Genomic DNA, 24445 nt, shown 5'->3' on the forward strand with positions numbered 1-24445 from the left:
GCCACCAGCACTCGAATTCACCCCATCGAACTAGAGACTCTCGCGGAGTGAAGCAAGCGTTTTCACCCGGAGACCCGCATGCTAATTTCCCGGCCGTGACCGATTGGCTCTTGCCCGCTGCGTATGGTGCCCATTCCCGTTAGCGCTTTGGCGGTCACGGCAGCGCCAGCCCTGCTGCATATTCCGGTCGATTTCATTCTCTTCGGCGTGGTCCTGCTCGGCATCGCGCTTTTCCATCATCACACCCTCCGGGTCGCCTTGATCGGGCTGGCGACAATTGCCCTCTACAAGATCGCGTTTACTGGGTTCAAAACCGGTCCCGGCGTGACCGGGTTCCTGGTTCACGTCGAGCATGAGTGGGTCATCCTGGCGAACCTGCTTTGTTTGCTCATGGGATTCGAATTGTTGTCCCGCCATTTCGAGAAAAGCCATCTTCCGGTCATCCTGCCGAAGTATCTGCCGCACGATTGGAAGGGGGGATTTCTCCTCCTCGTGATCGTCTGGATTCTTTCCAGTTTTCTCGACAATATCGCCGGGGCGCTGATCGGCGGCGCGATGGCGCATCAACTTTTCCGCGCCAAAGTCCACATCGGTTATCTGGCGGCCATTGTCGCGGCCTCCAATGCGGGTGGGGCCTGGAGCGTCGTCGGCGACACGACTACCACGATGATGTGGATCGCCGGAGTCTCGCCCACGGTGGTGTTCGAGGCCATTATCGCTTCCACGGTCGCGCTCCTCGTCTTCGGCATTCCGGCCGCGATCCAGCAGCAGAAATATTCTCCCATCCTGGAACGAAGCCACCAGCACACCACCGTGGATATGACGCGGATCGGGATCGTCGGGCTGATTCTTGTCCTCGCCATCGCCACCAACGTGTTCGTGAACATAAAATTCCCGGACGTGGCGCCTCGCTTCCCCTTCATCGGCGCCGCTGTCTGGCTGGCGATCCTGGTTTCGGCCGGCCTGCGGCGGCCCGACTGGGAAGTGCTGCCGGAAGCATTAAAGGGATCCTTGTTCCTCCTCTCCCTGGTTGTTTGCGCGTCCATGATGCCCGTCGAGAAATTGCCCATAGCTTCGTGGCAATCGGCTCTCGGTCTTGGGTTCTTGTCCGCGGTCTTCGATAACATTCCGCTGACCGCCCTGGCGTTGAAACAAGGCGGGTACGACTGGGGCTTCCTGGCTTACGCAGTTGGGTTCGGCGGTTCGATGGTTTGGTTTGGATCGTCGGCGGGGGTGGCGATCACGAACATGTTCCCGGAGGGGAGGTCGGTCGGCCAATGGCTCCGCCACGGCTGGTGGGTGGCCGTCGCTTATGTCGTCGGTTTTTTTGTCATGCTCGCGGTCTGGAGCTGGCATCCGGACGCGCCACCGCGGCCGAGGACCGAGACCGTCCAGCCGGCTCACTAATTTCCGGCCGGCATTTTCGCGGCGGCGGCAACGTGCTATTCTCCCGCCCGTGTTCATCCAGCCGCCTTCCTCACCGTTGCGAAAAATCGTAGCCGCGCTTCTGGCCGCCGCGTTTTTCGCCCTCCCGGCGATGGCGGCTCCCGCCCGGCGGGGTCCCTCGAACTCGGGAGCTTTGCTCTACGAAGCGCTGCCCCTGATTCGCTCGACCCAAAATCATTTGCTGGTCCGCGCCGAAATTAATGGCAAGCCGGCCCTTCTCGGGGTGGACTCTGGCGCGCCGGTCAGCGCCATTTCCATCAAACGTCGCGCCTATTTCGGAATGGCCCCGATCTCCGGCAAGTCGGCCATCCCATCGCGCTTGAGCATCAACGGCGCGTTCAACACCGTGGCGATCGCCCGCAATCTTCGGCTCGGCTCGCTCAATCTCGTGGACGAGCCAATGGTGCTGGTGGACCTCGGCGGCCTGCGCCGCTCGACCAAAGGCGACGAGATCGATGGAATCCTCGGCGCGGACGTTTTGTTCCCCACCAAGGCGCTCCTGGATTGCCAGCGGCAGATCCTCGTTCTCAAGATAAATCCGAGCGTGCCGGGGCGCGTGCCCGGATTCGACTTCAGCGGATTTCGCGGCATCCCGATCCACGTCAGCGACGGCTATAATCTTTACGTCGACGGCAGCGTGAATGGGATTAAGGCGAAATTGATGGTGGACACGGGCGCGTTCGCCACCCTCCTGCATTCACGCTTTGTCCGGCGGATGCGAATTCCGTTGCGCGACACGCCGTTCAGTTCCTCCGGGGTAAATCTGAAACAGCGCGGCGTCCAGATCGCGACCATCTCGCGTTTTTCCATCGGCTCGATGGATATGCGGAGCAACGATGTCGGCGTCATTAATCTCGAAGGATTAATCCACGGCGGTTTGCTGAACGCTTCGCCGCCAGTCGCCGGTCTGCTGGGCTCAGAAATCCTGCGCCGTTATCACGGCATCATCGATTTCGGAACGAAGACGCTGTACCTCAGGCGGTGATTTGTAGCGCCAAAGGCGCGTCTCAGATTAGCCTGGGGCAGCGCCCCAGGAAACCAGTCCGTTTGAGGCCCAAGCGCTGAAAGCGCGCCTCAACCACCGGTTCCGATCGTCGTTCCCCAAGATTGAATCGCGCCTTCAGCGCTCGGCGGACACACGAACAGATCCTGGGGCGTTGCCCCAGGCTATGGAATGAGACTGCGCCTTTGGCGCCCCCCCGCCGCTACTCGATATCCAGCTCCCGCACCTTCTTCTGGGTGCGGATGATCTCGACCTGGTTCCGGAGTTTGTCGGCGAACCCAACGCTTTGGGGGAGGCCGTCGATCAAAATAACCGGCGACGACAGATCGGAAGTGTTCACCTTGATGTTTTCCAACCCGACCATTCTGTAGATGAACGGTTGGGACGTTTCGATGTCTTTGACCCGATACAGCTCCAGCGTTTCAGTGACCTTGCTGAAAATTCCCTGGCTCATTTTCACACGCTCGCTCGTCAACTCGTACACCTGGTTCTTGGTTTCGAGATACCGCCGCAGCCCGATAAAGATCGGCACGATGAGCCAGCAGAAAAGGAAGCAGAGAATGAAACAACCGAGATTTTTCAGTTGCGAGGCCGTCCCGCGCCAGATCGTTTCTTCCGCCATGGGTTCAGTTCTATCAAATTGGCGGCCAGACACAAGCATTGCGCACGAATGATCACGAAGGCATTCGTCCTCGGCGCCGGGCTCGGAATGCGGTTGCGACCGCTCACCGAAGATCTGCCCAAGCCGCTGACCCCAATTTATCAAAAGCCGCTGATCACCTTCGTGCTCGATCACCTGATCTCGATCGGGGTGCGATCGTTCGTGATTAACACGCACCACCGGCCTGAGCCGTTCGGGGAATTGTTCGCGGAAAGCGCTTACCGCGGCCATCCCGTCGAGCTGGTCCACGAGCCGGAAATTCTCGGGACGGGCGGCGGCATCAAAAACGTGGAGCGTTTGTTCCGCGACGAACTCTTTATTTCCTACAGCGGCGACCTGCTCACCGACATCGAGCTTCAGCCATTGCTCGACGAGCATTTCCGGGCCGGAAACGACGTCACGCTGGCCTTGCGCGAGACGCATCTCGGGAAAGACGTCGCGTTGGAGGGAAACCGCGTTGTCGACATCACCAATCGATATGGCCGGGAGGGCCGCTACGATTTTGCCGGTATTTGTGTCTGGACGCGTGCGGTTTTCGAGCGGATCCCGCCGGCCCAGCATGTTTCCTATGTTTCGACTCTGATAGAATGGATCGGCCAGGGCGGAAAGATCGGCGGGGTGGTCGCGAACGAAGGCGGTTGGTTCAACATCGGCGACCGCCGGGAGTACCTGGATGTGCACCGGACTATCGCGAATGAGAATTGGCGGCCGGCCTATGTCCGGGAAGCAGATTGGCCGGCGCGCATTGCGGCAACGGCCAAAATCGATCCAAGCGCGCGGCTTTCAGGGTTTTATTCCATAGGGGCCGATTGTGTCATTGCCGAGGGGGCCACCATCGAGAACACAATTCTCTGGCCGGGCGCACAAATCGCTTCCCAATCGCAGCTTCAGGGTTGTATTGTCCGCGCCCGCAAACAGGCCCAGGGAACACTCCGTGACACCGACATCTAAAACCAGCGATCTCCTTCTTCGGCAGACGAGGATTCATTTTCCGCGTCTGGAAGAGGCGAAGGTCAGGATCACGCCCATCGAGAAAGGGGGCTCGGACCGGAAGTTTTATCGCGTTCGCTGTTCGCCGGAGCAGACGATCATTCTCGTTAAATACAATCTCGAGCGTGAAGAGAACCGCCATTACGTGCAGATCGCGGAGTTCCTGGCCGAACATCAAATTCGAGCGCCCAAGATTTATTTTCACGATCCCTCGGAGGGCCTGATTTGGATCGAAGATTTGGGCAAAACGGACCTCTGGAGTTATCGCAACGAAAGCTGGCTCGTTCGTCGCGCTTTCTATGAATCGGCGCTCGACGAGATCGTGAAACTGCACAGCCTGCCGGAGACGGCGATGCAGGCCATTCACCGGAATCTTCCCGCCGGGTTTGACGCCGCGCTCTATCGCTGGGAGCAGAATTACTTTTTCGAGAATTGTCTCGGCCGTTTTTTCGGCGTGGAGAAACGGCAACTCTCAACGCTGGTTACGCTGCCCGCTCTCGCCGAGATCGCGGAGAGTCTGGCACAACGTCCGCGCCTCCTGGTGCATCGCGATTTCCAATCGCAGAACATCATCGTCCGCAATGGCCAGGCGCACCTGATTGATTTCCAGGGAATGCGGCCCGGGTTGGCCGAATACGACCTGGCTTCGCTGCTCTTCGATCCTTACGTCACTTTTTCGCGGGAGGAATGCGAGGAATTGCTGGCGGATTATGAATCGAAGCGCGCCGCCGCCGGCACTCCAGTCGCCGCCGATTCGCGCGCAGTCTTGAGATTGTGCGGGATTCAGCGGCTTATGCAGGCGCTGGGTGCCTATGGCTTTCTTGGACTCGTGAAAGGCAACAAAGCATTCCTCGATCACATTCCGGCGGCTATGGCCTCGCTCCGGTCGCTCGTCGACGAGATTCCGGACCTTGAGAAACTCGGCACGTTGCTAAATCGCCTCGAATAAACCCCCGCATCGCCGCGGTCGTAGCCGCGAAGCCAATGAACCCCAGAACAACAAATACTTCCGACCCATCACGACGCGCCCTCGCGTGGGTTGCCGTCATCGGAAGCACCCTTCCGGAAGTGTTCTGGAAGGAATCGGGACATCGAGTCTCATTCTCCTTTATCGCGATCGAAACCGTCATTTTGCTGGCGGCCGCGGTGGCGGTCTGCGCTTCTCCGCGAATTCGTGGTCTAAGCCGCTTCCTTTTTGCGATCGCCGCTCTGAATTTCGCCTGGAGCTTTATTGCGCCCGCCCTTGCGCAAACGAGCTTCGTTCGGGAGCTGTCTGACAACGCCAACTGGGGTGCGCGCTTCTTCATAGCTCGAGCCTTGACCGTCTCCGGAGCGGTTCTCGTCAGCCTTACTTTGATCGGGAGCGGCCTTACGCGACGCGAATTGTATTTGAATCGGGGAAATCTCGCCGCCCCGGCGCAGCCGATCGGGTTTCTAGGACTTCGGCAGCCAGTTCCGTGGACTTGGTTTGGCCCCGGCTTGCTCCTGGCCTTTGCTCTCACGCTGGCCCCCTTTCTCTACTTTACCCTGCACCCGAACTTTGCCGCGAGCGGCCTCATCCTCCGCTTTTTTCCCTGGATGATCGCCGTGTCCGCCCTCAACGCCGCGAGCGAAGAATACCAATTCCGTAACGTTCTTCTGGCCCATCTGCGAAACGTCTTCTCAGCTCCAGAGGCGGTTCTTCTGACCGCCGTCTACTTTGGTCTCGGCCATTATTATGGGCAGCCCTCGGGCCCTCTCGGCGTTTTGATGGCGGGGTTCGCCGGCTGGATTTGGGCCCGGAGCATGATCGAAACCCGCGGCTTCTTCTGGGCCTTCACCACCCACATGGTGCAGGACATTATCATCTTCGCCTTCCTGGCCATCAGTGCGACGAATCCAGGCGCGTTGTGAATGCGGGCGAGTCTGATGCGTCAAACTCTCCGTATGAAGAATTCCATTTTGATCGCACTCCTGGCGGTCTCGGCTTTCGGGACCTTCAATTCAGCTCAGGCGTATGAGCGACGGAACGAACCCATTGTTCGCGACCAACGCCGCGAAAACCGCGAATCCGATTTTCGCCAGCTTCGAGCGGAGCTGTATCAACTAAACATCATGTTTTCCCGGGTGGACGCGCACCTCTCCTACGGGTCCTACCGCGGCGGCAATCAGCTTCGCTGGAAGTATTCGCGTCTTTTGCGCGAGCGGGACCGTTTGAATTACGAGCTGGGTCGCCGGCCGCTCGACCGGCTCCGCCTCCATGCCCAGATCGACCGTCTGCGGGAGGACCTGCGGGAGCTCGAGGTTCGGCTCCGCTTTCATCCGCGCCACTACTACCGGTAATTGATAGCCCCAGTATTGTCCGGCCCGCGCAATCATGATGAGATTGCGCCGTGGAATCGGAGACCGAGGTCTTGATTGCCGGTGCCGGGCCAGTCGGCCTGGCGCTGGGGCTCGAGTTGCAGCGGTTTGGTATTCGCTTTCGGATCGTCGAAAAAAAGGCGGGGCGTTCGAAGACCTCAAAGGCGCTGGGGCTCCAGCCACGGGTCTCGGAGGTTTTCGCCATCCTCGGGATCAAAGCGGAATTCAATGCTCGCGGCTTCGGCGACATTCGGGCCGTCAATTTTCATTCTGGCGGGAGGACACTGCTCCGGATCGCCTTGCGGCCGCCAGTCGACCAGGCGGGTCGCGATGCCTGCCAGCCGCAATTGCTCATTATTCCGCAAAGTGAAACAGAGGAAATTCTGGAGCGCACGCTGGCCTCGCGAGGCAATCTCGTGGAACGGCGTCGGGAGCTGGTCGAATTCGTGCAGGGCCGCGATCGCGTTCGCGCACTTGTTCGTTCCGAAACCGGCGGTGCCGAGACGGTGGTCGCTCAGTTTCTCGTGAGCTGCGAAGGCGCGCACAGCGTTGTTCGTAAACAAGCCGGGTTTTCGTTCGCCGGAACTACGATGCCTATGCGCTTTCTCCTCGCCGACGTAGCGATCGACTGGGACCGGGCCGAAAACGAAGTCCAGGTCTGGTTTCACCGGGATGGGGTCATGGGCGCGTTGCCTTTCGGCGGGCAGAGATGGCGGCTGATCATTGAGTGCGCCCCGGAACCAGCTGCAGAACCGCAGGAAGTGACATTGTCTCTGGTCCAGCGGCTCTTGGCCGAGCGGGTGGGGGCGGATATCGGCCTCCGCGATCCGCTGTGGCTAAGCGATTTTCGAATCAATGCGCGGATGGTAGATCGCTTTCGCGATCGGAGGATTTTTGTCGCGGGCGATGCCGCGCATATTCACAGCCCGCTCGGTGGACAAGGCATTGCCACTGGTATCCAGGACGCCAGCAACCTGGCCTGGAAACTGGCGGCCGTTTTGCGTGATGGCGCGCCCGATTCGCTCCTCGACACTTACGAAGAGGAACGGAAACCGATTGCGCGCGCGGTGCTTCGCGGAACTACCGCCGCTTCTCGTCTGGTTTTTGGGATGAATCCGATCCTGCGCTTCGTCCGCGAGCGAATGGTGTTTCCCATTCTCGGCACTGCGTTCGTCCAGCGCCGCTTGTTCAGGAGGGTGTCGCAACTTGAACTACGATATCGAGGCAGACTCACCGAACTTTCGAGCGGCGCGGATTTCATTCGTGCCGGCGAACGCGCGCCCGACATCATTTTTCGGAACAAAGGCCGAAACATTTCGCTCTTCGACTTACTCGGGGAATTTGGACTGATTGCCTTGCTCGGGCTGGGTGAAACCAGCGAATATCTCGTCAAGTCCCTGGCGGCGTTGCGCATTCGCTCCTTCATCGTGGCCCCCGGACATGTCGAAGACGTCCACGCCGATTTTGCCCGGCTTTACGGCGCGCAAGGCCCGTTTCTCTGTCTGATCCGGCCCGACGGCCATGTAGGTTTGTTCCAGTGCCCGGCGGACGCGCATTCGCTTGCCCTTTACTTGAAAAAGATCCGGGCAGCCGAGCTCGTCGAGAAAGCCTTCGCGTAGCTTCTTGTGTTATCGCACAAAGGGGTTCGTTCTTCGCTCGGTCCCGATCGTCGTCGGCGGTCCGTGGCCGGGCAGGACCGTGACCTCATCGCCAAGGGGATAAAGTTTTTCCCTGATCCCGCTGAACAGAAGATCTTCGTCACCGCCCGGCAGATCCCAGCGCCCAACTCCGCTCGCAAACAAGACGTCTCCGCCGATCAGGAGTTTACCTTCCCGAGAGAAAAAGCAGAGGCTCCCCGGGCAATGTCCCGGCACTTCCAGCACTTCCATCTCGAGACCGAGAAAATTGCGGGCGGGGGTGGCTTCGATCAGGAAATCCGGGCTCACCGGCTCGATTTCCAGCTTGAACCCGAAGCTCCGAAAGAAATCGGGATCGGAAATCATGGGCGCGGTTTCGGCATGGCAGCCGAGCTGGCAATCAAAGCGCTGCTTGATTTTCGAGACGTCCGGGATGTGATCGTAATGGCCGTGGGTAAGCAGAAGCAGTTTCGGGGTTAAACCCTTTGAAACGAGCCAGTCGCAGGCGCCATCCGGCGCGTCGAACAGGATGGGTCCCTCCGGCGCCTGGATCAGGTAACAATTGGTTTCAAAAATCCCGCCACAGAAGGTTTCGTATTGCATCGTCGACCCACTGTAGCCGGGGTCGGCGACCCCGGCCATTGCAGGTTCGAATTTGGGCCAGACCGGGCCGCATTGCCTGGCTACAACCCTGGTCCCGCAGGGAATGAAAGCTGCGTGCAAAAGCGCCACGCGCCGCTCGTTTTGAATGTTCCAGCGTGACAAGTGTCTCACTACCTACAAATGATCTTCACCCTCGTGGTTTCCTTGCGTTCAGCCCGGATTCTGCGACTTTCCAAAACCTCTTTTTCCGAATGAAGCCTTCTATCCGCTCACTTTTGGCCCTGCCCTTCCTCTTTTTTGCCCTGGTGGTGACGGCAGCGCCCGTGCAGGCGAAGTCGGACCTGGGCAGCGTGACCAACTCGGTGGGCCGCCTCCTCGAGGAGGGTCACTACACTCACCAGCCGCTCAACGACGAGATTTCGAAGAAGTTCCTGAAGACCTATCTGGAGCTGCTCGATTTCAGTCACCTCTTCTTTACTCAGCAGGACGTGGATGCGATGACCGCGAAGTACGGCACCTCCCTGGACGATGACGTTTTGCTGCAAAACGTGAAGCCGGCCTACGAAATCTACGATCTCTATCTCAAGCGGGTGGACGACCGGGTGGCCAAAATCAAGCAGCAGCTCGAAAAGCCTTTCGATTTCAAGAGCAATGCGACGATCGAATTGAGCCGCCAAAAAGCCCCCTGGCCGAAAGACGAGGCGGAAGCGGATGCAGTCTGGCGCGGCCGGATCGCCAGCGAACTGCTTCAGGAACATCTCAGCGAACATCCGATCGAACCGGGACCTAAATTGGTCGCCCGTCGTTACGACCGGCTCAGCCGCAGTGTCCACGAGCAGGACAGGGACGAACAGGTGAAGCTCTTTTTGGACGCGCTCGCCCAGACCTACGACCCGCACTCGGAGTATTTGAGCAAAGCGGACCTCAAGAATTTCAGCATCAACATGGGACTCTCCCTGGTTGGTATCGGCGCCATGCTTCGCACTGAAGACGGCTACGCCAAGATCGAAAGTCTGGTGCCCGGCGGCCCGGCGCAGACGGACGGCCGTTTGAAGGTGGGCGACCGGATTACGGCGGTGGCCCAGGGTCCGGCAGAATTCAACGACGTGCGCGACATGCGCCTTGATAAGGTGGTCGAGCAGATTCGAGGCAAAAAGGGCACCAAGGTTCGGCTCCTCGTGATTCCGGCTGACGCGCCTGATCCGTCAAAGCGCAAAACGGTCGAGCTCGTCCGCGACGAGATTAAGCTGAAAGACCAGGAAGCTCGCGCCGACGTCATCATCAAGAAGGACGAGAACGGCGAGCCAGTAAAACTCGGTTGGATCACGCTTCCCTCGTTCTACGCCGACATGGACAAGCACCAGAAAAGCACCACCAAGGATGTGCTCGCGCTCCTGAAGCGGCTGAAGAAGGAGAACATCGCCGGACTCGTGGTTGATCTTCGCCGAAATGGCGGGGGCTCGCTCGAAGAAGCGATCGCCCTGACCGGCCTCTTTCTGAAATCGGGCCCGATCGTCCAGACCAAAGGTTCGAATGGCAATATCGTAGTCTCGAGCGACCCCGATCCCGGAATCGCTTATTCCGGGCCAATGATCGTCCTGACCAGTCGGCAAAGCGCGTCGGCGAGTGAAATTTTTGCCGCCGCTCTCCAGGATTATGGACGCGCCCTGATCGTGGGTGACAAGAACACCTTCGGCAAAGGCACCGTGCAAACCATTCTCGAGATTGGCCGGTTCACCTCCTTGCTCGGCAGCCGGTCCCAGGAAGACGGCGCCTTGAAGCTGACCATCCAGAAGTTTTATCGCGTAGCGGGCGGTTCGACGCAGCTTCACGGAGTCACCTCGGATATTGTTCTGCCGAGCCTGAGCGACCTGCCGGAATTTGGTGAGGGCGCGCTCAAGAATTGCCTGCCGTATGATGAAGTGCCCAAGGCGCGCTTCACGAAATGGACGGACACGCGCGGCCTCTTCGTCGACGAACTCAAACGCCGCTCGGAAGCGCGCGTCCAGGCCGATCCCGAATTCCGCTACGTCATGGAAGACATGGAGCGGCTTCGCAAACGCCTCGATGAAAACCGGATTTCGCTGAATGAAGACGTCCGGCGCGTTGAGTTGAATGAAGACAAGGTTCGCAAGGAAACGCGGTCGAAAGAACGCCTGGCTCGCCATGTCGAAGACATGCAAATGATTCGACTCACCCTCGACAACGTAGATAAGCCGAATATTCAGCCGATCCTTTTCCCGGGAAAATTGGCCGCTAGCAAGAAGGGCGGAGCCAAGGTCGCACCGGAAGCCGCGACGGATTCCGATTCAGATTCCGCCGGCACAGATGACGGCAAGGATCCCGCGATCGATCCCGAGCGGGACGAGACCCTGAATATTCTCAATGACCTGGTCGACTTGAATCGCGGCCCGACCACCGCGAGCACGACCACCAAGACCGCTCCGTAGTCAGGCGGGACTCGCAATTACCTCCCGCTGCGAGCGGGCATCACCGACGCCCCGCCGCACTAATTGTCCCAAGGGGACCGGGGCGGTGGCGGAGCCGAGAATCGCGGCCGCATTGGGCGCTGATACAACGGCCGGGCTGGTTGCGGACCGTAACGAAAATATTCGCGAGTCTGCGGCGTCCGGCCAAAGACGTTTACTGGAGTCCCGACTTCTACGGCGTTGAAAAAGAAGATCGCGTTTTGTTCCGGCATTCGGATGCAGCCGTGCGACGCCGGATAGCCAGGTAAATATCCGGCATGCATTCCCGTGGCTCCGTGGAAACGCATGAAATAACGCATCGGGGCCGGAAGAAATTTCCCGCCGCGGGGAACCGCCATGTCGGCATCCGCATCCGTGACGACGGTGCGGCCATTGCGATCGATGATCTGGCCATAGAGCGAGGAGAAGTGGTTACGCTCCTTCTCGATGATTTTGAATGAACCGGTTTCCGTCAGATGTCCGGAGCGGCCACTCGAGATCTCACTGGCGAGAACGATGCGCCGGCCACGAATCAGATACGCCGTCTGCCGCTCCAGATCGATCTCGACCGAGTACGGTGACTGCGCGACAACGGTTTGCGCAGCGGCAAGAATAAACCCGCAAAGAGAAATCCCAGTTCTCCAACCCATGCGAGATCTTGGACGGCGACACCCGGGAAGAATTCAAGAATTCCGGCTAAGTCCGATTCGCCAATCAGCCCGGCAGCCGGGCTTTGAGCCATTTGACCTGGCCGTTGTGGTTCGATTCGTGTTCGCACACATGGAACCATTTGCAGTAATTGTTCGTTGGTTCATCGCCGAAACCAGCGTCGACTTGCATAAGCCAGGCGTCGTCGCGCTTCCCGAGCTCGGCGAGGGTGTGTTCCCGCACCTCCTTCAGCATCTCAAGATAAAACGCGAGCTTGTTTCCCTTGATCTTTTTGCGGGCCGCCTCACCTAAAAGCGCCGCTGTAGTCCATTGCCGTTTCGTTTCGTCATCCCAATCGCCCCATTTTTTTCCCTCGAACGTGTGGATCTGATAGAGCCGCTCAATCGCGGCCAGATGGTGAAGAAGCGCCCCGATCGTGTTGGCCTTCGCGTCGTGCAAATAATCGAGCTGCGCGACGGTGAGCCCCTGAACTGGCGCCAAAACGGCGCGCCGCATGACGTTAAGCATCGAAATCAGAGTCCCGATGTGGGACGAAAATGGCGGCCGCGGACCGACGATAAAGGGTCCCGGCTCCGGCTCGCTCGGCGCCCCACTCGTTCGGGCGGGGTCGAGAACCAGAAGGGAAGTTGCTCCGGTCAGCCCGCACGCAAGCTTGCTCGAAGTTTCCAGGAATCGTCGGCGGTCCATCGAATTCAGACGGCGATCGGCGCTTTGATCGCTGGATGCGGATCGTAATTGCTCAGGGTGAAATCCTCAAAGCGGAAATCGTAGATGTTTTTGACGGCCGGATTCAATTGCATCCGCGGCAGCGGCCGAAAATCGCGGGTGAGTTGCTCCCGGGCCTGGTCGAGATGGTTCTGGTAGAGGTGGACATCGCCGAAGGTGTGAATGAATTCGCCGGGCCGCAGATCGCAGACCTGCGCCACCATCATGGTGAGCAGCGAGTACGACGCGATATTGAACGGGACCCCGAGGAACAAATCGGCGCTGCGTTGATAAAGCTGGCAGCTCAACTCGCCGTCACGGACATAAAATTGAAAGAGCACGTGACAAGGCGGCAGGGCCATCCGATCGAGCTCCGCTACATTCCAGGCGCTGACAATCAGACGCCGGCTCTGGGGATTTCTTTTGATCTCGCCGATCACGCCGTCGATTTGGTTGATGACCGCGCCCTCAACGCCGCGCCAACGCGTCCATTGCGCCCCATAAATGGGACCGAGATCGCCGTTGGCGTCCGCCCATTCATCCCAAATCGTCACCCCTTTTTCATTCAGGGAACGCACGTTGGTGTCGCCCTGCAGAAACCAGAGCAATTCGTAGATGATCGATTTGAGATGGAGTTTCTTCGTGGTGAGGAGTGGGAATCCTTCCCGCAAATCAAAGCGGGCTTGCGCGCCGAAAACCGAAAGCGTGCCGGTGCCTGTTCGATCCATGCGCGGCGCTCCCTTTTCCAAAACGAGCCGGAGAAGATGGTGGTACTGCCGCATCGCTGAATTCTTAATTAACCGGGAACACTCTACGACGCGAGCAATTGGTTGCTGTAACGCGGATCGCCGGTGACGTCGTCACCCAGCCAGTCCGGCCTGGAGAAATTGAGGGCGGAATCTTCGTCGTCAAATTCCACCTCGGCGACGACCAGGCCTTCGTGGCGCCCGTGGTAAAGGTCGATCTCAACCACGCGATCGCCGAACGGAACCTCATAACGCGTTTTCTCGAGGCGTTTGCCTTCCGTGGCAGGCCAGAGCGCTTCGAATTGCGCCACCGTCAGTTCCACTTCGCGTTCTTCACGCACATTACCGGTGCCGCGCTTGAAAGTGAGTGAATAGAGGTCACCGGATTTCCGAAGCCGCACCTGGAGACCGTCGTCCAGGCTCACCAGATAACCCTGCGAGATTTCGGTATGGCGATGGCTCGTCAGGTCGCGCGGAAGCTCGCGCACGAGAAACTTGCGCTCGATCTCGTGGGAAGAAGAAAGTGACATGTGATGTGTGACGTGTGACGAGAGAAAGCAACATGTCACACGTCACATGTCACTCGTCACTCGCCTTCACCCCTGCGGCAGGGCCGTTTCGCATTCTTTCATCTCCACCGGTTTTGCTTTTCGGAAAATCAGCCAGACGCCGATGAGGACCAGCGCGCCGCCCATGAGCGACCAGAGGCTGAAGCTTTCGCCGCCGAGCAACCAGCCGAAGAGGACCGCGCCCGGCGGAGTGATGAACGAGATGGTTTGGAGATTGGTGACCGACATCCGGGGCAGGAGCCAGTAAAGCAGGAGGAACGCAATGGCCGAGCCGGGAATGGCGAGGTAGAACAGGCAGAAGACCGCCCGGGGCGTCCAATGAAATTGGAGGGGGTTTCCCTCGAGTAAAAATCCCCCGATGATCAGCGGAACAAGACCAAAGATCATTTGCCAGGCTGCGATCATCGCCGGAGCGAGCCGGATCGCACGTGCCTTCAGGACCACGTTTGAAAAGGCGGCACTCGCCGCGCCAAAGACGATCGCAACGCCTCCCCAGAAGGCGAGCAACCCGCCGAAATCGAAAAGGCGCGAGCAGATGACGGCGACGCCGCCGAGGGCGACGAGTGCGCCTGCGATTCGCGCGCCGCGCAGCGGTTCGTTCGGGATAATAAAGTGCGCGAGCACCATCCCGAAAATCGGGATCGTCGCCTGGAGGACGGCGGAGAGTCCGGACGAGACGTAAAGCTCCGCCCAGAAGAGCAGCGCGTAGTTGATGCAGAACATCAGGACGCCAGTCCAGGCGAGCAATTTGAAATCGCCGCGGTCCGGCGGGATCAGGCGGACGCGGCCGACTGAAATCGCAAGGAGAACGGCGACGGCGATGACAAAACGGATCGCGACGAAGGAGACCGGTGGCAAATCGCGCAGGCCCAGCTTGATCGCGAGCCAGGTCGAGCTCCAGATCAGGCAGAGCGCCACGAACGCCGCGGCGGCGGCAAGATTAGCGCGCTTTTCCGGCATTGATTAGCAGCGCATCACGGCGCGCGCGTTGCAACTGCTTTTGCGCTGGCTGGATTATGGAGGGCGGAGCTCCGCGACGCTCCGGTCTCGCAGAGCTCGACCCTCCATTTATTAGTCACTCGCCAGCGCCTGGATTGCATCCGCCAGCGTCTCGAAGGTCATCAGCCGGACGTCAGGGCCGTAATGGAAGGGCGACAAAATATTGAGCCCGATGTCGCGATGCGGATCGGGCATTACCCGCACCACGGCGCTGACTCCCTTCGCGGCGAAGGCATCCATGATTTCGGCGATAAACGGCGCCGAAGCAGCGGGCATCGATTCCATCCAGCGGAAATCGATGAGCCCAACGAAGCCGGGCGAAAGCTCGGTCAATTTCTCTCGCACGCGACCGACCGTTTCCTTTGACTCCTCGACGGTGATCGCTCCCGCGACGCTGAGGACGAACAACTGCTTCGTGGTGTCGGTCTCGAGGAGAAACATCAGGTGAGTGACGCCATGTCGATGACGAAGCGGTATTTCACGTCGCTCTTCAACATGCGTTCGTAAGCTTCATTGATTTTGTCGATCGCGATCTTCTCGATTTCGCAAACAATTCCGCGCTCGGCGCAATAATCCAGCATCTCCTGGGTTTCGGCGATGCCGCCGATAAGCGAGCCGGCGAGGCGGCGGCGGCGCAGGATAAGGCTGAACGCGTCGACTTCGAGCGGGTCGGGCGACGCGCCGACGAGCACCATCGTTCCGTCTCGCTTGAGCAACGAGAGATAGGCATCGAGGTCGTGCGGCGCGGAAACCGTGTCGAGAATGAAATCGAAGCTCTTCTCGTGCTTCTCCATTTCATCTTCATTTTTCGACAGGATCACTTCATGCGCGCCGAGTCTTTTCGCGTCCGCGGTTTTGCCCGGTGAGGTCGTAAAGAGCGCGACCTCTGCGCCGAAAGCGCGCGCGAATTTCACTCCCATGTGGCCGAGGCCGCCAAGGCCGACGATGCCAACCCTGTGTCCCTCGCTGATCTTCCAATGGCGCAAGGGCGAATAAGTCGTGATCCCGGCGCACAGGAGCGGCGCGCTGGCGGCGAGATCGAGTTTGTCGGAAAGACGGAGGACGAAATCCTGGTCGACGACAATGCTCTTGGAGTAGCCGCCGTAAGTGATGCCGCCGGTGTGCGGGTCTTTGCTGTTGTAGGTAAAGACCGGCGCGTTGTCGCAGAACTGCTCCAGGTTCTCGCGGCAATTCTGGCAGGACCGGCAGGAATCGACCATGCAACCGACCGCGGCGAGGTCGCCTTCGCGAAACTTTTCCACCTCGCGTCCGACCTTGCCGATGCGGCCGACGATTTCGTGGCCGGGCACGCAGGGATAAGTGGTGCCGCCCCATTCGCCGCGCGCGGTGTGAATATCGGAATGGCAGACGCCGCAGAAAAGAATGTCGATCTGGACGTCGGTCGTGCCGGGATCGCGCCGCTCGAAGGAGAAGGGAGCGAGCGGTGAAGTCTTGGAGCGGGCGGCGTAGGCTTTGGTCGAATACATATTGAGTAATCGCACTTTCACCAAGGAGCGGCGGTTTACAAACCGTCGACTAAAAGGAAACGGCGGTTTCAAACCGCCGCTCCTTGAAGCTTGTCGACCTGCCACGGCTGCAAACGACCCCGAGCGCGATTACCTTCTGCCATGCCGCGCCTCTCGATTCTCGATCTTTCACCGATCATTGAAGGCGGCGACGCAGCGCAGGCGTTCCGCAACACGGTGGATCTCGCGCAGCACGCGGAAGCGTGGGGTTATCATCGCTATTGGCTGGCGGAACATCACAACCTTCCGGGAATCGCCAGCGCAGCGACTTCGGTGGTGATCGGTCACGTGGCTGGCCAGACAAAGAACATCCGGGTCGGGGCCGGCGGGATCATGTTGCCGAACCACGCGCCGCTGGTGATCGCCGAGCAGTTCGGCACTCTTGAGTCGCTGTTCCCTGGCCGCATCGATCTCGGCCTGGGTCGCGCGCCGGGGAGCGACCAACGGACCGCGCGCGCGTTACGCCGCAATCTCGGCAGCGACGGCGACACGTTCCCGCAGGATGTTCTCGAGCTTCAGTCGTTCTTCGCCGGCGCGAACCTTGGGATCCAGGCGGTCCCGGGCACCGGACTCAACGTCCCGCTCTATCTTTTGGGTTCGAGCGATTTCAGCGCGCGGCTCGCCGCCGAGCTCGGGCTGCCGTTCGCGTTCGCCTCGCATTTCGCGCCCGAATACCTCGAAGTGGCGCTCCACCTTTATCGGCGCGATTTCCAGCCCTCCGCTCAGCTCGAGAAACCCTACGTCATCGTTGGCGCCGGCGTTTTCGCCGCGGAGACGGATGCGGAGGCGCGCCGGCTTTTTAGTTCAGCGCAATTGCAATTTCTCAGTTTGGTCCGCGGCCGCCCCGGCAAACTTCCAGCGCCCGTCGATTCGATCGATGAACTTTGCACGCCCGCCGAACGCGCCGCCATCGATCAGCGCACCCGGTACGCTGCCGTCGGTTCACCCGAAACAACCGGCCGGCGTTTCCGGGAATTCCTTGCCCAGACCGAGGCCGACGAACTCATCGTCACCGGCCAGATTTACGATCACGCCGCGCGGTTGCGCTCCTTCGAGATCGCCGCGGAAGTTTTCCGCGGCATCTGATCTCGTTTCAATAATGGAGGGCTGAGCTCTGCGAAGCCGGGGCGTCGCAAAATCACAGTCGCCCCGGCGCCCTCCGCTCGGATGCCAGGAGGTCAGCTGCCTTTACGGCACGCAATCCTTGTCCGTGTGCGACGACTTCATGTTGTCGTCTTTGTCGCCGTCGAATTCAAAATGCTCGACGCCGTGGTTCCCGAAAAAGACGCAGAAGACCGCCTTTTTGCTTTTTGGGTCCGTTTTCGCGCGGAGGTGAAGCTTGGGCCATTCGCGCATTTCCGCCAGATCGAATTCGGCGGGCTCGCCTGCCGTCCAGGTGCGCCAGGCTTTTCGGTCCGCCCTGGTTAAGCCAACCCAGAACGAGATGCTGGAGGCCGAGGTCTTTGCCGTGTCTATGCGGATCCACCAGCCCGCTTTGTTTACCTTCGGCATCCTGGTCTTTTTTACCGTAGTCGTTGTCGTCGTCGTCGTTTTCTGGGCGTGAGCCGAAGGAGCCCCGATGCTGACGAGCGCGCCGAGAAGCGCTATTGCGATTACCGAACCGAACCATTGTTTTGTTTTCATTTGGGTTTGTTTTGCTTTCCGATTTTTCAGGGGGGTTACTTGGAAGATTCCCTGGCCGCTAATCTGCCTTGGTCGTGATGACGAGCTTATCGTCTTTTAGGACGATGCTTTTGACGTGGGTCCAGAATTCGCTTTCGCCGTTGTTCTTGCGCAGCTCTTTTCGGAATTCGTCGTTCATGCTGTCGTTAAACGAGGAATTGAACGTGGAAAGGAGCGAGCTTGGAAATTGGTTGCCGTTCGCTTCGGCGGAAATGATCTCGAGCTCGAATTGGTCCGACGCGTACGTCATGCTGAAACGCAGGGTGCCGTTGAAATAGCGCCGTTTCAGGCCGGGCCACCGCAGGACATCGAGCGGGGCGCTTAACGCGACGGTCATGGTAGAATCGGCGATGTCGATCCGGGTGCGCCCGCGCAGGAAATCCCAATCGCCATTTCGCTGAAGCAGGAGGTTCATTTCCGGGCCCGTGAATTCCACCGTCGTTTCCTTGTTGCGCGCGATCGCTTCGTCCAGACGCGTCTTCGATTCCTCCGCGGTCTTGATTTGGGCCGGGGTAGGCGGTTCGACACGGATATCCGCCGGCTCGGTCGAGGTCAGATTGTTGACCGTCTTCTGGTAGAGAAACCAACCGCTCACCCCAAGGATCGCCAGGCCGAGAAAGCCGAGGACAAGAACGGTGAGGCATCCTTTGGCAAAACAGCCCATGCCCTGGCGCGGGGGCGGATAATACTGCGGCGTCGGCTGAATCGGCGGGACGGACGAGGGCGGCTGACCATTCATGCGAATCCAGAATTAGTCAGTTGCGCGGCGACCTTCAAGCTTCTAAAGGAGAAGGAGATGAAACGAGGCACCGCGGTCGCTCCGCCCTGGTGTCGCGTTCCGCGGCGATTTGGTTTTGCCGCGAGTTGATTCCATGCCTATGAAAAGAATTCTCGTTCTCGTCGCCGGCTCGTTTCTGGGGGCCGCACTCAACGCTCAGGACCCGAAACCGCTCAACGTCAGGGAGACCGTCGATAGTTTGACCGCGAAGAATATCGAGGCCAAAGGCGGGGCGCAGGCCCTGGCAGACGTGAAAACGCTCCGGCTCCAGGGAAAAATGATTGCGAACCAGGGTCAGCTTGAGTTGACCTACGTCCAGACCAAGAAACGCCCGGGGGCGATCCGGGAAGAGACGACCCTGCAAGGGATGACGCGGATCGACGCCTACGACGGCACGGAAGGCTGGAAGATCACCCCGTTCGGCGGGCGCAAGGACCCGGAAAAAATCTCCGTGGACGAGGCGAAGGCGCTCGTGGAAGACGCGGAGGTCGATGGGCCGCTCGTGGATTGGAAGGCAAAGGGGAGCACCGTCGAGTATCTCGGCCAGGAAGACGTTGACGGGACGCTGGCGCACAAGCTCAAGGTTGTCCGCAAAAATGGTGACGTGAATTATGTGTATCTCGATCCGGATCATTTCCTGGAGATTCGGATCATCACCCAGCGAATCGAGAATGGCGCCCAGGTCGAAAACGAGACCGACCTCGGTGATTACGAAAAAATCAACGGCGTCTTTTTCCCGTTCTCGATCGAAGGCGGTCCCAAGGGTTCGACCGACAAGCAAAAGGTCATTTTCGAAAAGGCCGAGGCCAATGTCCCGGTCGACGACTCCATCTTCAAATTTCCCGCCACTTCCAAATAATCACCATGCGCTTCCTAAAATATTTTGCTCTTTTCTCTGTCGTCGGCGCAGCCCTGGCCGCCGAGCAGGCGCCGTTTAATTCCTCCACCATCTCCGGTCTCGGAGCGCGCAATATTGGTTCGGCCGCGATGAGCGGCCGCGTCTCCGCCATCGCCGCCACCCGCGAACCGTCCGGCAAGCTCACCATCTTTGTCGGCGCGGCCAGCGGCGGCGTCTGGAAATCAGAAGATGGCGGCACGCGTTACAAACCGGTTTTTGATGAGCAGCCGGTGCAATCGATCGGCGCCGTCGCGCTCGATCCAAAAAACTCGAAGAACGTCTGGGTCGGCACCGGCGAAAGCTGGACCCGGAACAGCGTCTCAGTCGGCAACGGCATTTACAAATCGACCGATGGCGGCGAGACCTGGCTCTACACCGGTCTTCCGAACTCGGAACGGGTCGCGAAAATAGTCGTCAGTCCCGAGAACAGCGACACGGTTTACGCGGCGGTGCCGGGAGCGCTTTGGAGCGATTCGACGGATCGCGGCCTCTACAAAACGACGGACGGCGGCAAGAATTGGGAGCTAATCCTGAAAGGAACCAACGCTTCGACCGGCGCTTCCTCCATCGCGATGGATCCGACCAATCCGAGCATTCTTTACGTCGCCATGTGGGATTTCCGGCGCAAAGGATGGACGTTCCGCTCCGGGGGTGAGGGCCCGGACAAGGCTTCGGGCAGCGGCCTCTTCCGTTCGGGAGATGGCGGCCAGACCTGGGTGGAAATTACTCCGGAATCTCACCGCGGATTTCCGAACAAACCCTATGGCCGCATCGCGGTAACGATCGCGCCGTCGAATGCAAAGCGCATTTACGCCTTCGTCGAGTCCACCGACAGCGCCCTCTACGTTTCGGACGATGCCGGCGCCACCTGGGAGAAGCGCGACAAGAGCAACTGGATGGTCTGGCGTCCGTTTTATTTCGCGAACCTGATCGTCGATCCCAAGAACCCGGATCGTCTTTTCAAGACGGACGGCCCGCTGATCATGAGCGAGGACGCGGGAAAGAGTTTCGCGGTGGTGGGCGGGTTCCAGGGCGCGCACGGCGATCTGCATGATGTCTGGATTGATCCGACCAATACGCAGACCGTCGTGGCCGGGGATGATGGCGGGATTTGGTATTCCCACAACAGCGGCGGCAAATGGTGGAAAGGCGAAAACCTGCCGATCTCGCAGTTCTACCACGTGAGTGTGGACGATCGAGATCCGTTCCAGGTTTACGGTGGCCTCCAGGACAACAGCTCCTGGGTGGGCCAATCGCAGTACCCCGGCGGCATCACCAACCACCAGTGGGAAAACATGTACGGCGGCGACGGCTTCTGGATGTTCAACGATCCGTCCGATCCCGATTATCTCTACGCGGAAGCGCAGGGTGGCTTCATCGGGCGCGTGAACCGCATCACCCATGAATCGCGGGACATCCAGCCCAAGGCGAACTACAAGGAAAAGCTCCGCTGGAATTGGAACACGCCGATCGCGCTTTCGCCCACCGAGAAGGGGACCGTTTACATCGGCTCGCAGTTTCTCTTTCGCTCCCGCAACCACGGCCAGACCTGGGACCGCATCTCGCCGGACCTGAGCACGAACGATCCGGAGAAGCAAAAACAGGAACAATCGGGCGGCGTCACCGTCGACAATTCCGCGGCGGAAATGCACACCACGATTTATTCCATCAGCGAGTCGCCGAAGGACAAGAACGTTATCTGGGTCGGCACGGACGACGGCAACGTCCAGGTCACGCGGGACGGCGCCAAGACCTGGAGCAACGTGGTCGGCAATGTGCCGGACCTGCCGAAGAATTCCTGGGTGAGCTGGGTGCAGGCGAGCAACTTCGACGCGGGCACGGCTTTCGCGGCGTTCGATCGCCATACCTTTGGCGATTTTGCTCCTTACGTTTATCGCACCAGCGATTTCGGCAAAACGTGGACGCCGCTCATCACCGGGCAGGACCCCAAGGGCGTCCGCGGATATGCGCACGTGGTGAAGGATGACCTGGTGCAGCGCAATCTGCTGTTTGTCGGGACCGAATTCGGCCTCTTTGTTTCGATCGATGGCGGGAAAGCCTGGGCGCAATTCAAGGGCAGCCGTTTCCCGGCGGTAGCGGTGCGCGACCTGGCGGTGCACCCGCGCGAGCATGACCTGGTGCTCGGCACTCACGGACGCGGCATCTGGATCGTCGACGACATCTCGCCCTGGCGCGCGCTCTCGGCCGATCTGCTTTCGCAGGAGGCGGCCTTCGTTTCGGCGCGCCCGGTGCAACAGCGGATCAATGCGAACGGCGGCTGGGCCAATGGCGCGGCTACTTTCGTCGGCGACAATCCGCCAGACGCCGCGGTCATTACTTATTACCAGCGTTCGCGTCATCTTTTCGGCAAGCTCAAGATCGAGGTGCTCGATAGCACGGGCCGGGTGGTGGACACGCTGCCGGCGAGCAAGCGGCCGGGATTAAACCGCGTCATCTGGAGCATGCGCGAAAAGCCGCCCCGGGTTCCGCCCGCGGTGCAATTGGCCGGTGCGGGGCTTCTCGGACCGCGGCTATTGCCCGGGATTTACACTGTGCGGATGACGAAAGCCGACAAGGTTTCCGAGACGAAGCTGACGGTCGGGCTCGATCGCCGGGTCAAATTCAATGAAGCGGATCGCAAGGCGCAGTACGAGGCGGCGATGAAAGTCCATGCGCTTTTCGGGGACGAAAGCGCGCTCATGGATCGGATCCTCCTGGTGCGGGGCGCTCTAAAGAAGAGCAAGGGAGCGCTGGCGGCGGACGACGAGCTCGGGAAAGCGATCTCCGATTTCGATAAGAAAGTAGATGCCGTTCGCAAGCAGATCGTGGCTACGACCGAAGGCGGCGCGATCACCGGCGAAGAACGTCTGCGGGAGCACACCGACCAGCTGTATGGAGCGATCCTCAGATACGAAGGAAAGCCGGGCGATTATCACCTCGCCTACATTGAGGCGCTGAAAAAGGAGCTCGCCGATGCCGTGAAAGAATTCGAGCAGGTCATCACGAAAGATTTGCCGGCCTTGAACGACACGCTGAAAGCCAAAGGCAAGGAGCCCATCCCACCGCCGCCGGCCAAGGTGGCCGTCAGTGAGGACTTTACCTCCTCACCCACGAAGATCCCCGCGTTTCTCTTACGCTGATTGGAGGCGGCACGCCCACGTGCCGCGGAGAAACCGCGCTGCCGCCGCGTCGCAACCCCCCGGCACGGTGGCGTGCCGGCTCCAACGGTAGGGACGCCGCGCTGCGGCGTCCGTGCTCTGCACCCCGCCAACCCCGCGAAACCTCACCACCGCAGAAAATAAACCGGCGCCAGCGCTGCAATTCCAGCGGCAGCCTGCAGCGCCAGGACAATCAAGGACGACCGGGGCGACTGTGGCAGCCACCGGAGCGCGAAGAACCCAATAATGGGAACCTGCAATCCCATCAGCAGCTGCCAGAGGTGCGCCGATGTCCCCTCATCCGTCTGCGGCGCAGGCCCAAACCGCGCGAGATGAATCATAATGACTGCCACCGCGAGGAGCGACATCGCGATGGGAAGGAATGCGCTTGGGTGCTTCAGCGTATTTGGAAGATTAGGCCGATCATTCATAAAGGTGTTTGGGAGCTATGATTCAGGGGGTCCGCTTATCGCTGGTTGCTTTCCCACTAAGAGCTGGAGAACAATTTTGCTGTCATTGGGATAGCAGACGCCATCATGGCGGATCGAGCGCGGAATCAGGTTGCACAATACGTTTAAGGACTGCGACACGATGACGAAGAACAATCCCAGGCGGATAAAAGTATAACGCCACAGCAATCCACAAGCGACGATGACCAATACGTCCATCAGTGGGCCGGCAATAGCGATAAAGAATAACTTGAGACGGTCTGTCGGCATCTTGCTAAAAAGGGTCGCTCCGCCCCACGGCAGTGGCCAACACTCGACCGCGCAGCCAAACGCTTGAAAAGAGAAAAGCGGGCCGTCGAGATCCTCATCAGGATACCCAACAATGAAATGAGTCGGCGAGAGGCCAACCAGCTTGGCCGCCGCGGCGTGACCGAACTCGTGAATAAAGATGGCCAGGTACGGCCACGCAATCAGGTCGAGGAAAAGGGCGAACACCATCATTCCTGGAAGAAACCAATCGTCGCCCATAAAACTTATGATGTCAGGACCTCACGAACTCCGAAAGCTTCGTTTAGCTAGGTGATATGAGGCGCGCGCTTTCGCATCGCGTGAAACACGAGCCAGGACCTTGCGAAGCGCAGCTTGGCCCGGCTAATGCGAGCAGCGCACAAGTCAGTAAACCGAAATGGGAGGGACGGGCTTCACGATCTAAAGAGAAAAAGGTCAGCGACGCCTACCGGGAGCGGGCCGTTCCCCGGGGGTGGCATGGTTTAGTCATCTGAAATCTGGGGCGAACGCCGGGTAGGCCTTCGCTGGATCGTCTTCCATGAGAAGGCGGTCAAGGCTTGGGTGCGGTGAGGGATCGGGCTTCCATTCGGACTCAGCGGGTGGCGGTCCATGTTTAGATCCAATTTACCGCGAAAGGGTGGAACGTTGCCATCTGGTTATCGAAGTTTTTTACCTCTTCACGCGATGGATCGCAATCGTTCCGGATCGAAGGTCCTCGCCTCGGGCGCCCGCTCCAGGAAATGGCTGGTAGCGCGCGTTATGTTTCCAGAGGCTCAGAAGCAGAACTGATAATTTGCGCGCCACCGCCACGACCGCTCGCTTTTTCGCC

General features: G+C 59.5%; 24 protein-coding genes. 11 read left to right on the plus strand and 13 right to left on the minus strand.

Annotation, left to right across the window (positions count from 1 at the left end; all coding sequences use genetic code 11):
• Window positions 1–123: 123 nt before the first annotated feature.
• Window positions 124–1407, plus strand: coding sequence for a hypothetical protein (locus VJU77_17825; GenBank protein ID HKP05214.1), 1284 nt, complete (start codon window positions 124–126; stop codon window positions 1405–1407).
• Between the two features lie 76 nt (window positions 1408–1483).
• Complete coding sequence (locus VJU77_17830) at window positions 1484–2431, plus strand: pepsin/retropepsin-like aspartic protease family protein (protein HKP05215.1); 948 nt, start codon at window positions 1484–1486, stop codon at window positions 2429–2431.
• A gap of 220 nt (window positions 2432–2651) precedes the next feature.
• Here the strand turns inward: VJU77_17830 and VJU77_17835 are convergent, their stop codons facing one another.
• Window positions 2652–3071: a PH domain-containing protein gene (locus VJU77_17835; protein HKP05216.1), complete on the minus strand. Its 420-nt coding sequence runs from the start codon at window positions 3069–3071 to the stop codon at window positions 2652–2654.
• Window positions 3072–3119: 48 nt separating this feature from the next.
• Between VJU77_17835 and VJU77_17840 the strand changes: the two genes are divergently transcribed.
• From VJU77_17840 to VJU77_17860, 5 genes are read left to right on the plus strand one after another with little or no spacing between them, the layout of a single operon-like run.
• The gene (locus VJU77_17840) at window positions 3120–4061 is read left to right on the plus strand and encodes an NDP-sugar synthase (GenBank protein HKP05217.1); all 942 of its coding nucleotides are present in this window, start codon (window positions 3120–3122) and stop codon (window positions 4059–4061) included.
• Entirely contained in the window at window positions 4045–5049 is a 1005-nt protein-coding gene (locus VJU77_17845) for a phosphotransferase (GenBank protein HKP05218.1), read from the plus strand. The genes VJU77_17840 and VJU77_17845 overlap by 17 nt, the downstream gene beginning before the upstream one ends.
• A gap of 35 nt (window positions 5050–5084) precedes the next feature.
• On the plus strand, window positions 5085–5993 hold the full coding sequence (locus VJU77_17850; protein HKP05219.1) for a CPBP family intramembrane glutamic endopeptidase: 909 nt from the start codon (window positions 5085–5087) through the stop codon (window positions 5991–5993).
• 33 nt (window positions 5994–6026) lie between these two features.
• Window positions 6027–6422, plus strand: coding sequence for a hypothetical protein (locus tag VJU77_17855; protein HKP05220.1), 396 nt, complete (start codon window positions 6027–6029; stop codon window positions 6420–6422).
• A gap of 50 nt (window positions 6423–6472) precedes the next feature.
• Window positions 6473–8059 carry an FAD-dependent monooxygenase gene (locus VJU77_17860; protein ID HKP05221.1) on the plus strand — a complete coding sequence of 529 codons (1587 nt, stop codon included), beginning with the start codon at window positions 6473–6475 and terminating at the stop codon, window positions 8057–8059.
• A 9-nt stretch (window positions 8060–8068) separates the two neighbouring features.
• On the opposite strand, the gene VJU77_17865 is transcribed toward VJU77_17860, so the two are convergent.
• A complete protein-coding gene (locus VJU77_17865) occupies window positions 8069–8719 on the minus strand; it encodes an MBL fold metallo-hydrolase (GenBank protein ID HKP05222.1) in 651 nt (216 codons plus the stop codon).
• 212 nt (window positions 8720–8931) lie between these two features.
• Between VJU77_17865 and VJU77_17870 the strand changes: the two genes are divergently transcribed.
• Entirely contained in the window at window positions 8932–11130 is a 2199-nt protein-coding gene (locus VJU77_17870) for a carboxy terminal-processing peptidase (protein ID HKP05223.1), read from the plus strand.
• A gap of 59 nt (window positions 11131–11189) precedes the next feature.
• Here VJU77_17870 and VJU77_17875 read toward each other — a convergent pair whose 3' ends face one another.
• The 7 genes from VJU77_17875 to VJU77_17905 form a co-directional block, all read right to left on the minus strand.
• On the minus strand, window positions 11190–11798 hold the full coding sequence (locus VJU77_17875; GenBank protein ID HKP05224.1) for a L,D-transpeptidase: 609 nt from the start codon (window positions 11796–11798) through the stop codon (window positions 11190–11192).
• Between the two features lie 64 nt (window positions 11799–11862).
• A complete protein-coding gene (locus VJU77_17880) occupies window positions 11863–12504 on the minus strand; it encodes a DinB family protein (protein HKP05225.1) in 642 nt (213 codons plus the stop codon).
• Window positions 12505–12509: 5 nt separating this feature from the next.
• Entirely contained in the window at window positions 12510–13304 is a 795-nt protein-coding gene (locus VJU77_17885) for a thymidylate synthase (GenBank protein ID HKP05226.1), read from the minus strand.
• Window positions 13305–13333: 29 nt separating this feature from the next.
• The gene (locus VJU77_17890) at window positions 13334–13798 is read right to left on the minus strand and encodes a CYTH domain-containing protein (protein HKP05227.1); all 465 of its coding nucleotides are present in this window, start codon (window positions 13796–13798) and stop codon (window positions 13334–13336) included.
• 66 nt (window positions 13799–13864) lie between these two features.
• Window positions 13865–14797: an EamA family transporter gene (locus VJU77_17895; GenBank protein HKP05228.1), complete on the minus strand. Its 933-nt coding sequence runs from the start codon at window positions 14795–14797 to the stop codon at window positions 13865–13867.
• A 111-nt stretch (window positions 14798–14908) separates the two neighbouring features.
• Window positions 14909–15277 (minus strand): hypothetical protein, encoded by a 369-nt coding sequence (locus tag VJU77_17900; protein HKP05229.1) that lies wholly within the window; start codon window positions 15275–15277, stop codon window positions 14909–14911.
• Window positions 15277–16338, minus strand: coding sequence for an NAD(P)-dependent alcohol dehydrogenase (locus tag VJU77_17905; GenBank protein HKP05230.1), 1062 nt, complete (start codon window positions 16336–16338; stop codon window positions 15277–15279). Before VJU77_17905 ends, VJU77_17900 begins: the two co-directional genes overlap by 1 nt.
• A gap of 126 nt (window positions 16339–16464) precedes the next feature.
• Between VJU77_17905 and VJU77_17910 the strand changes: the two genes are divergently transcribed.
• A complete protein-coding gene (locus VJU77_17910) occupies window positions 16465–17448 on the plus strand; it encodes an LLM class flavin-dependent oxidoreductase (GenBank protein ID HKP05231.1) in 984 nt (327 codons plus the stop codon).
• Between the two features lie 102 nt (window positions 17449–17550).
• Here the strand turns inward: VJU77_17910 and VJU77_17915 are convergent, their stop codons facing one another.
• Both VJU77_17915 and VJU77_17920 read right to left on the minus strand, forming a co-directional pair.
• Window positions 17551–18006 (minus strand): hypothetical protein, encoded by a 456-nt coding sequence (locus tag VJU77_17915; GenBank protein HKP05232.1) that lies wholly within the window; start codon window positions 18004–18006, stop codon window positions 17551–17553.
• A gap of 58 nt (window positions 18007–18064) precedes the next feature.
• Window positions 18065–18784, minus strand: a complete 720-nt coding sequence (locus VJU77_17920) for a hypothetical protein (protein ID HKP05233.1) — start codon at window positions 18782–18784, stop codon at window positions 18065–18067.
• Window positions 18785–18923: 139 nt separating this feature from the next.
• On the opposite strand from VJU77_17920, the gene VJU77_17925 reads away from it, so the two are divergent.
• On the plus strand, window positions 18924–19682 hold the full coding sequence (locus tag VJU77_17925) for a hypothetical protein (protein HKP05234.1): 759 nt from the start codon (window positions 18924–18926) through the stop codon (window positions 19680–19682).
• A gap of 5 nt (window positions 19683–19687) precedes the next feature.
• A complete protein-coding gene (locus VJU77_17930; GenBank protein ID HKP05235.1) occupies window positions 19688–22861 on the plus strand; it encodes a hypothetical protein in 3174 nt (1057 codons plus the stop codon).
• A gap of 143 nt (window positions 22862–23004) precedes the next feature.
• On the opposite strand, the gene VJU77_17935 is transcribed toward VJU77_17930, so the two are convergent.
• Together VJU77_17935 and VJU77_17940 are read right to left on the minus strand one after the other, a co-directional pair.
• A complete protein-coding gene (locus VJU77_17935; GenBank protein ID HKP05236.1) occupies window positions 23005–23310 on the minus strand; it encodes a hypothetical protein in 306 nt (101 codons plus the stop codon).
• 15 nt (window positions 23311–23325) lie between these two features.
• Window positions 23326–23856 carry a M50 family metallopeptidase gene (locus VJU77_17940; GenBank protein ID HKP05237.1) on the minus strand — a complete coding sequence of 177 codons (531 nt, stop codon included), beginning with the start codon at window positions 23854–23856 and terminating at the stop codon, window positions 23326–23328.
• Window positions 23857–24445 lie beyond the last annotated feature (589 nt).

Source organism: Chthoniobacterales bacterium (genome assembly GCA_035274845.1).
Taxonomy (GTDB): Bacteria; Verrucomicrobiota; Verrucomicrobiia; order Chthoniobacterales; family UBA10450; genus AV80.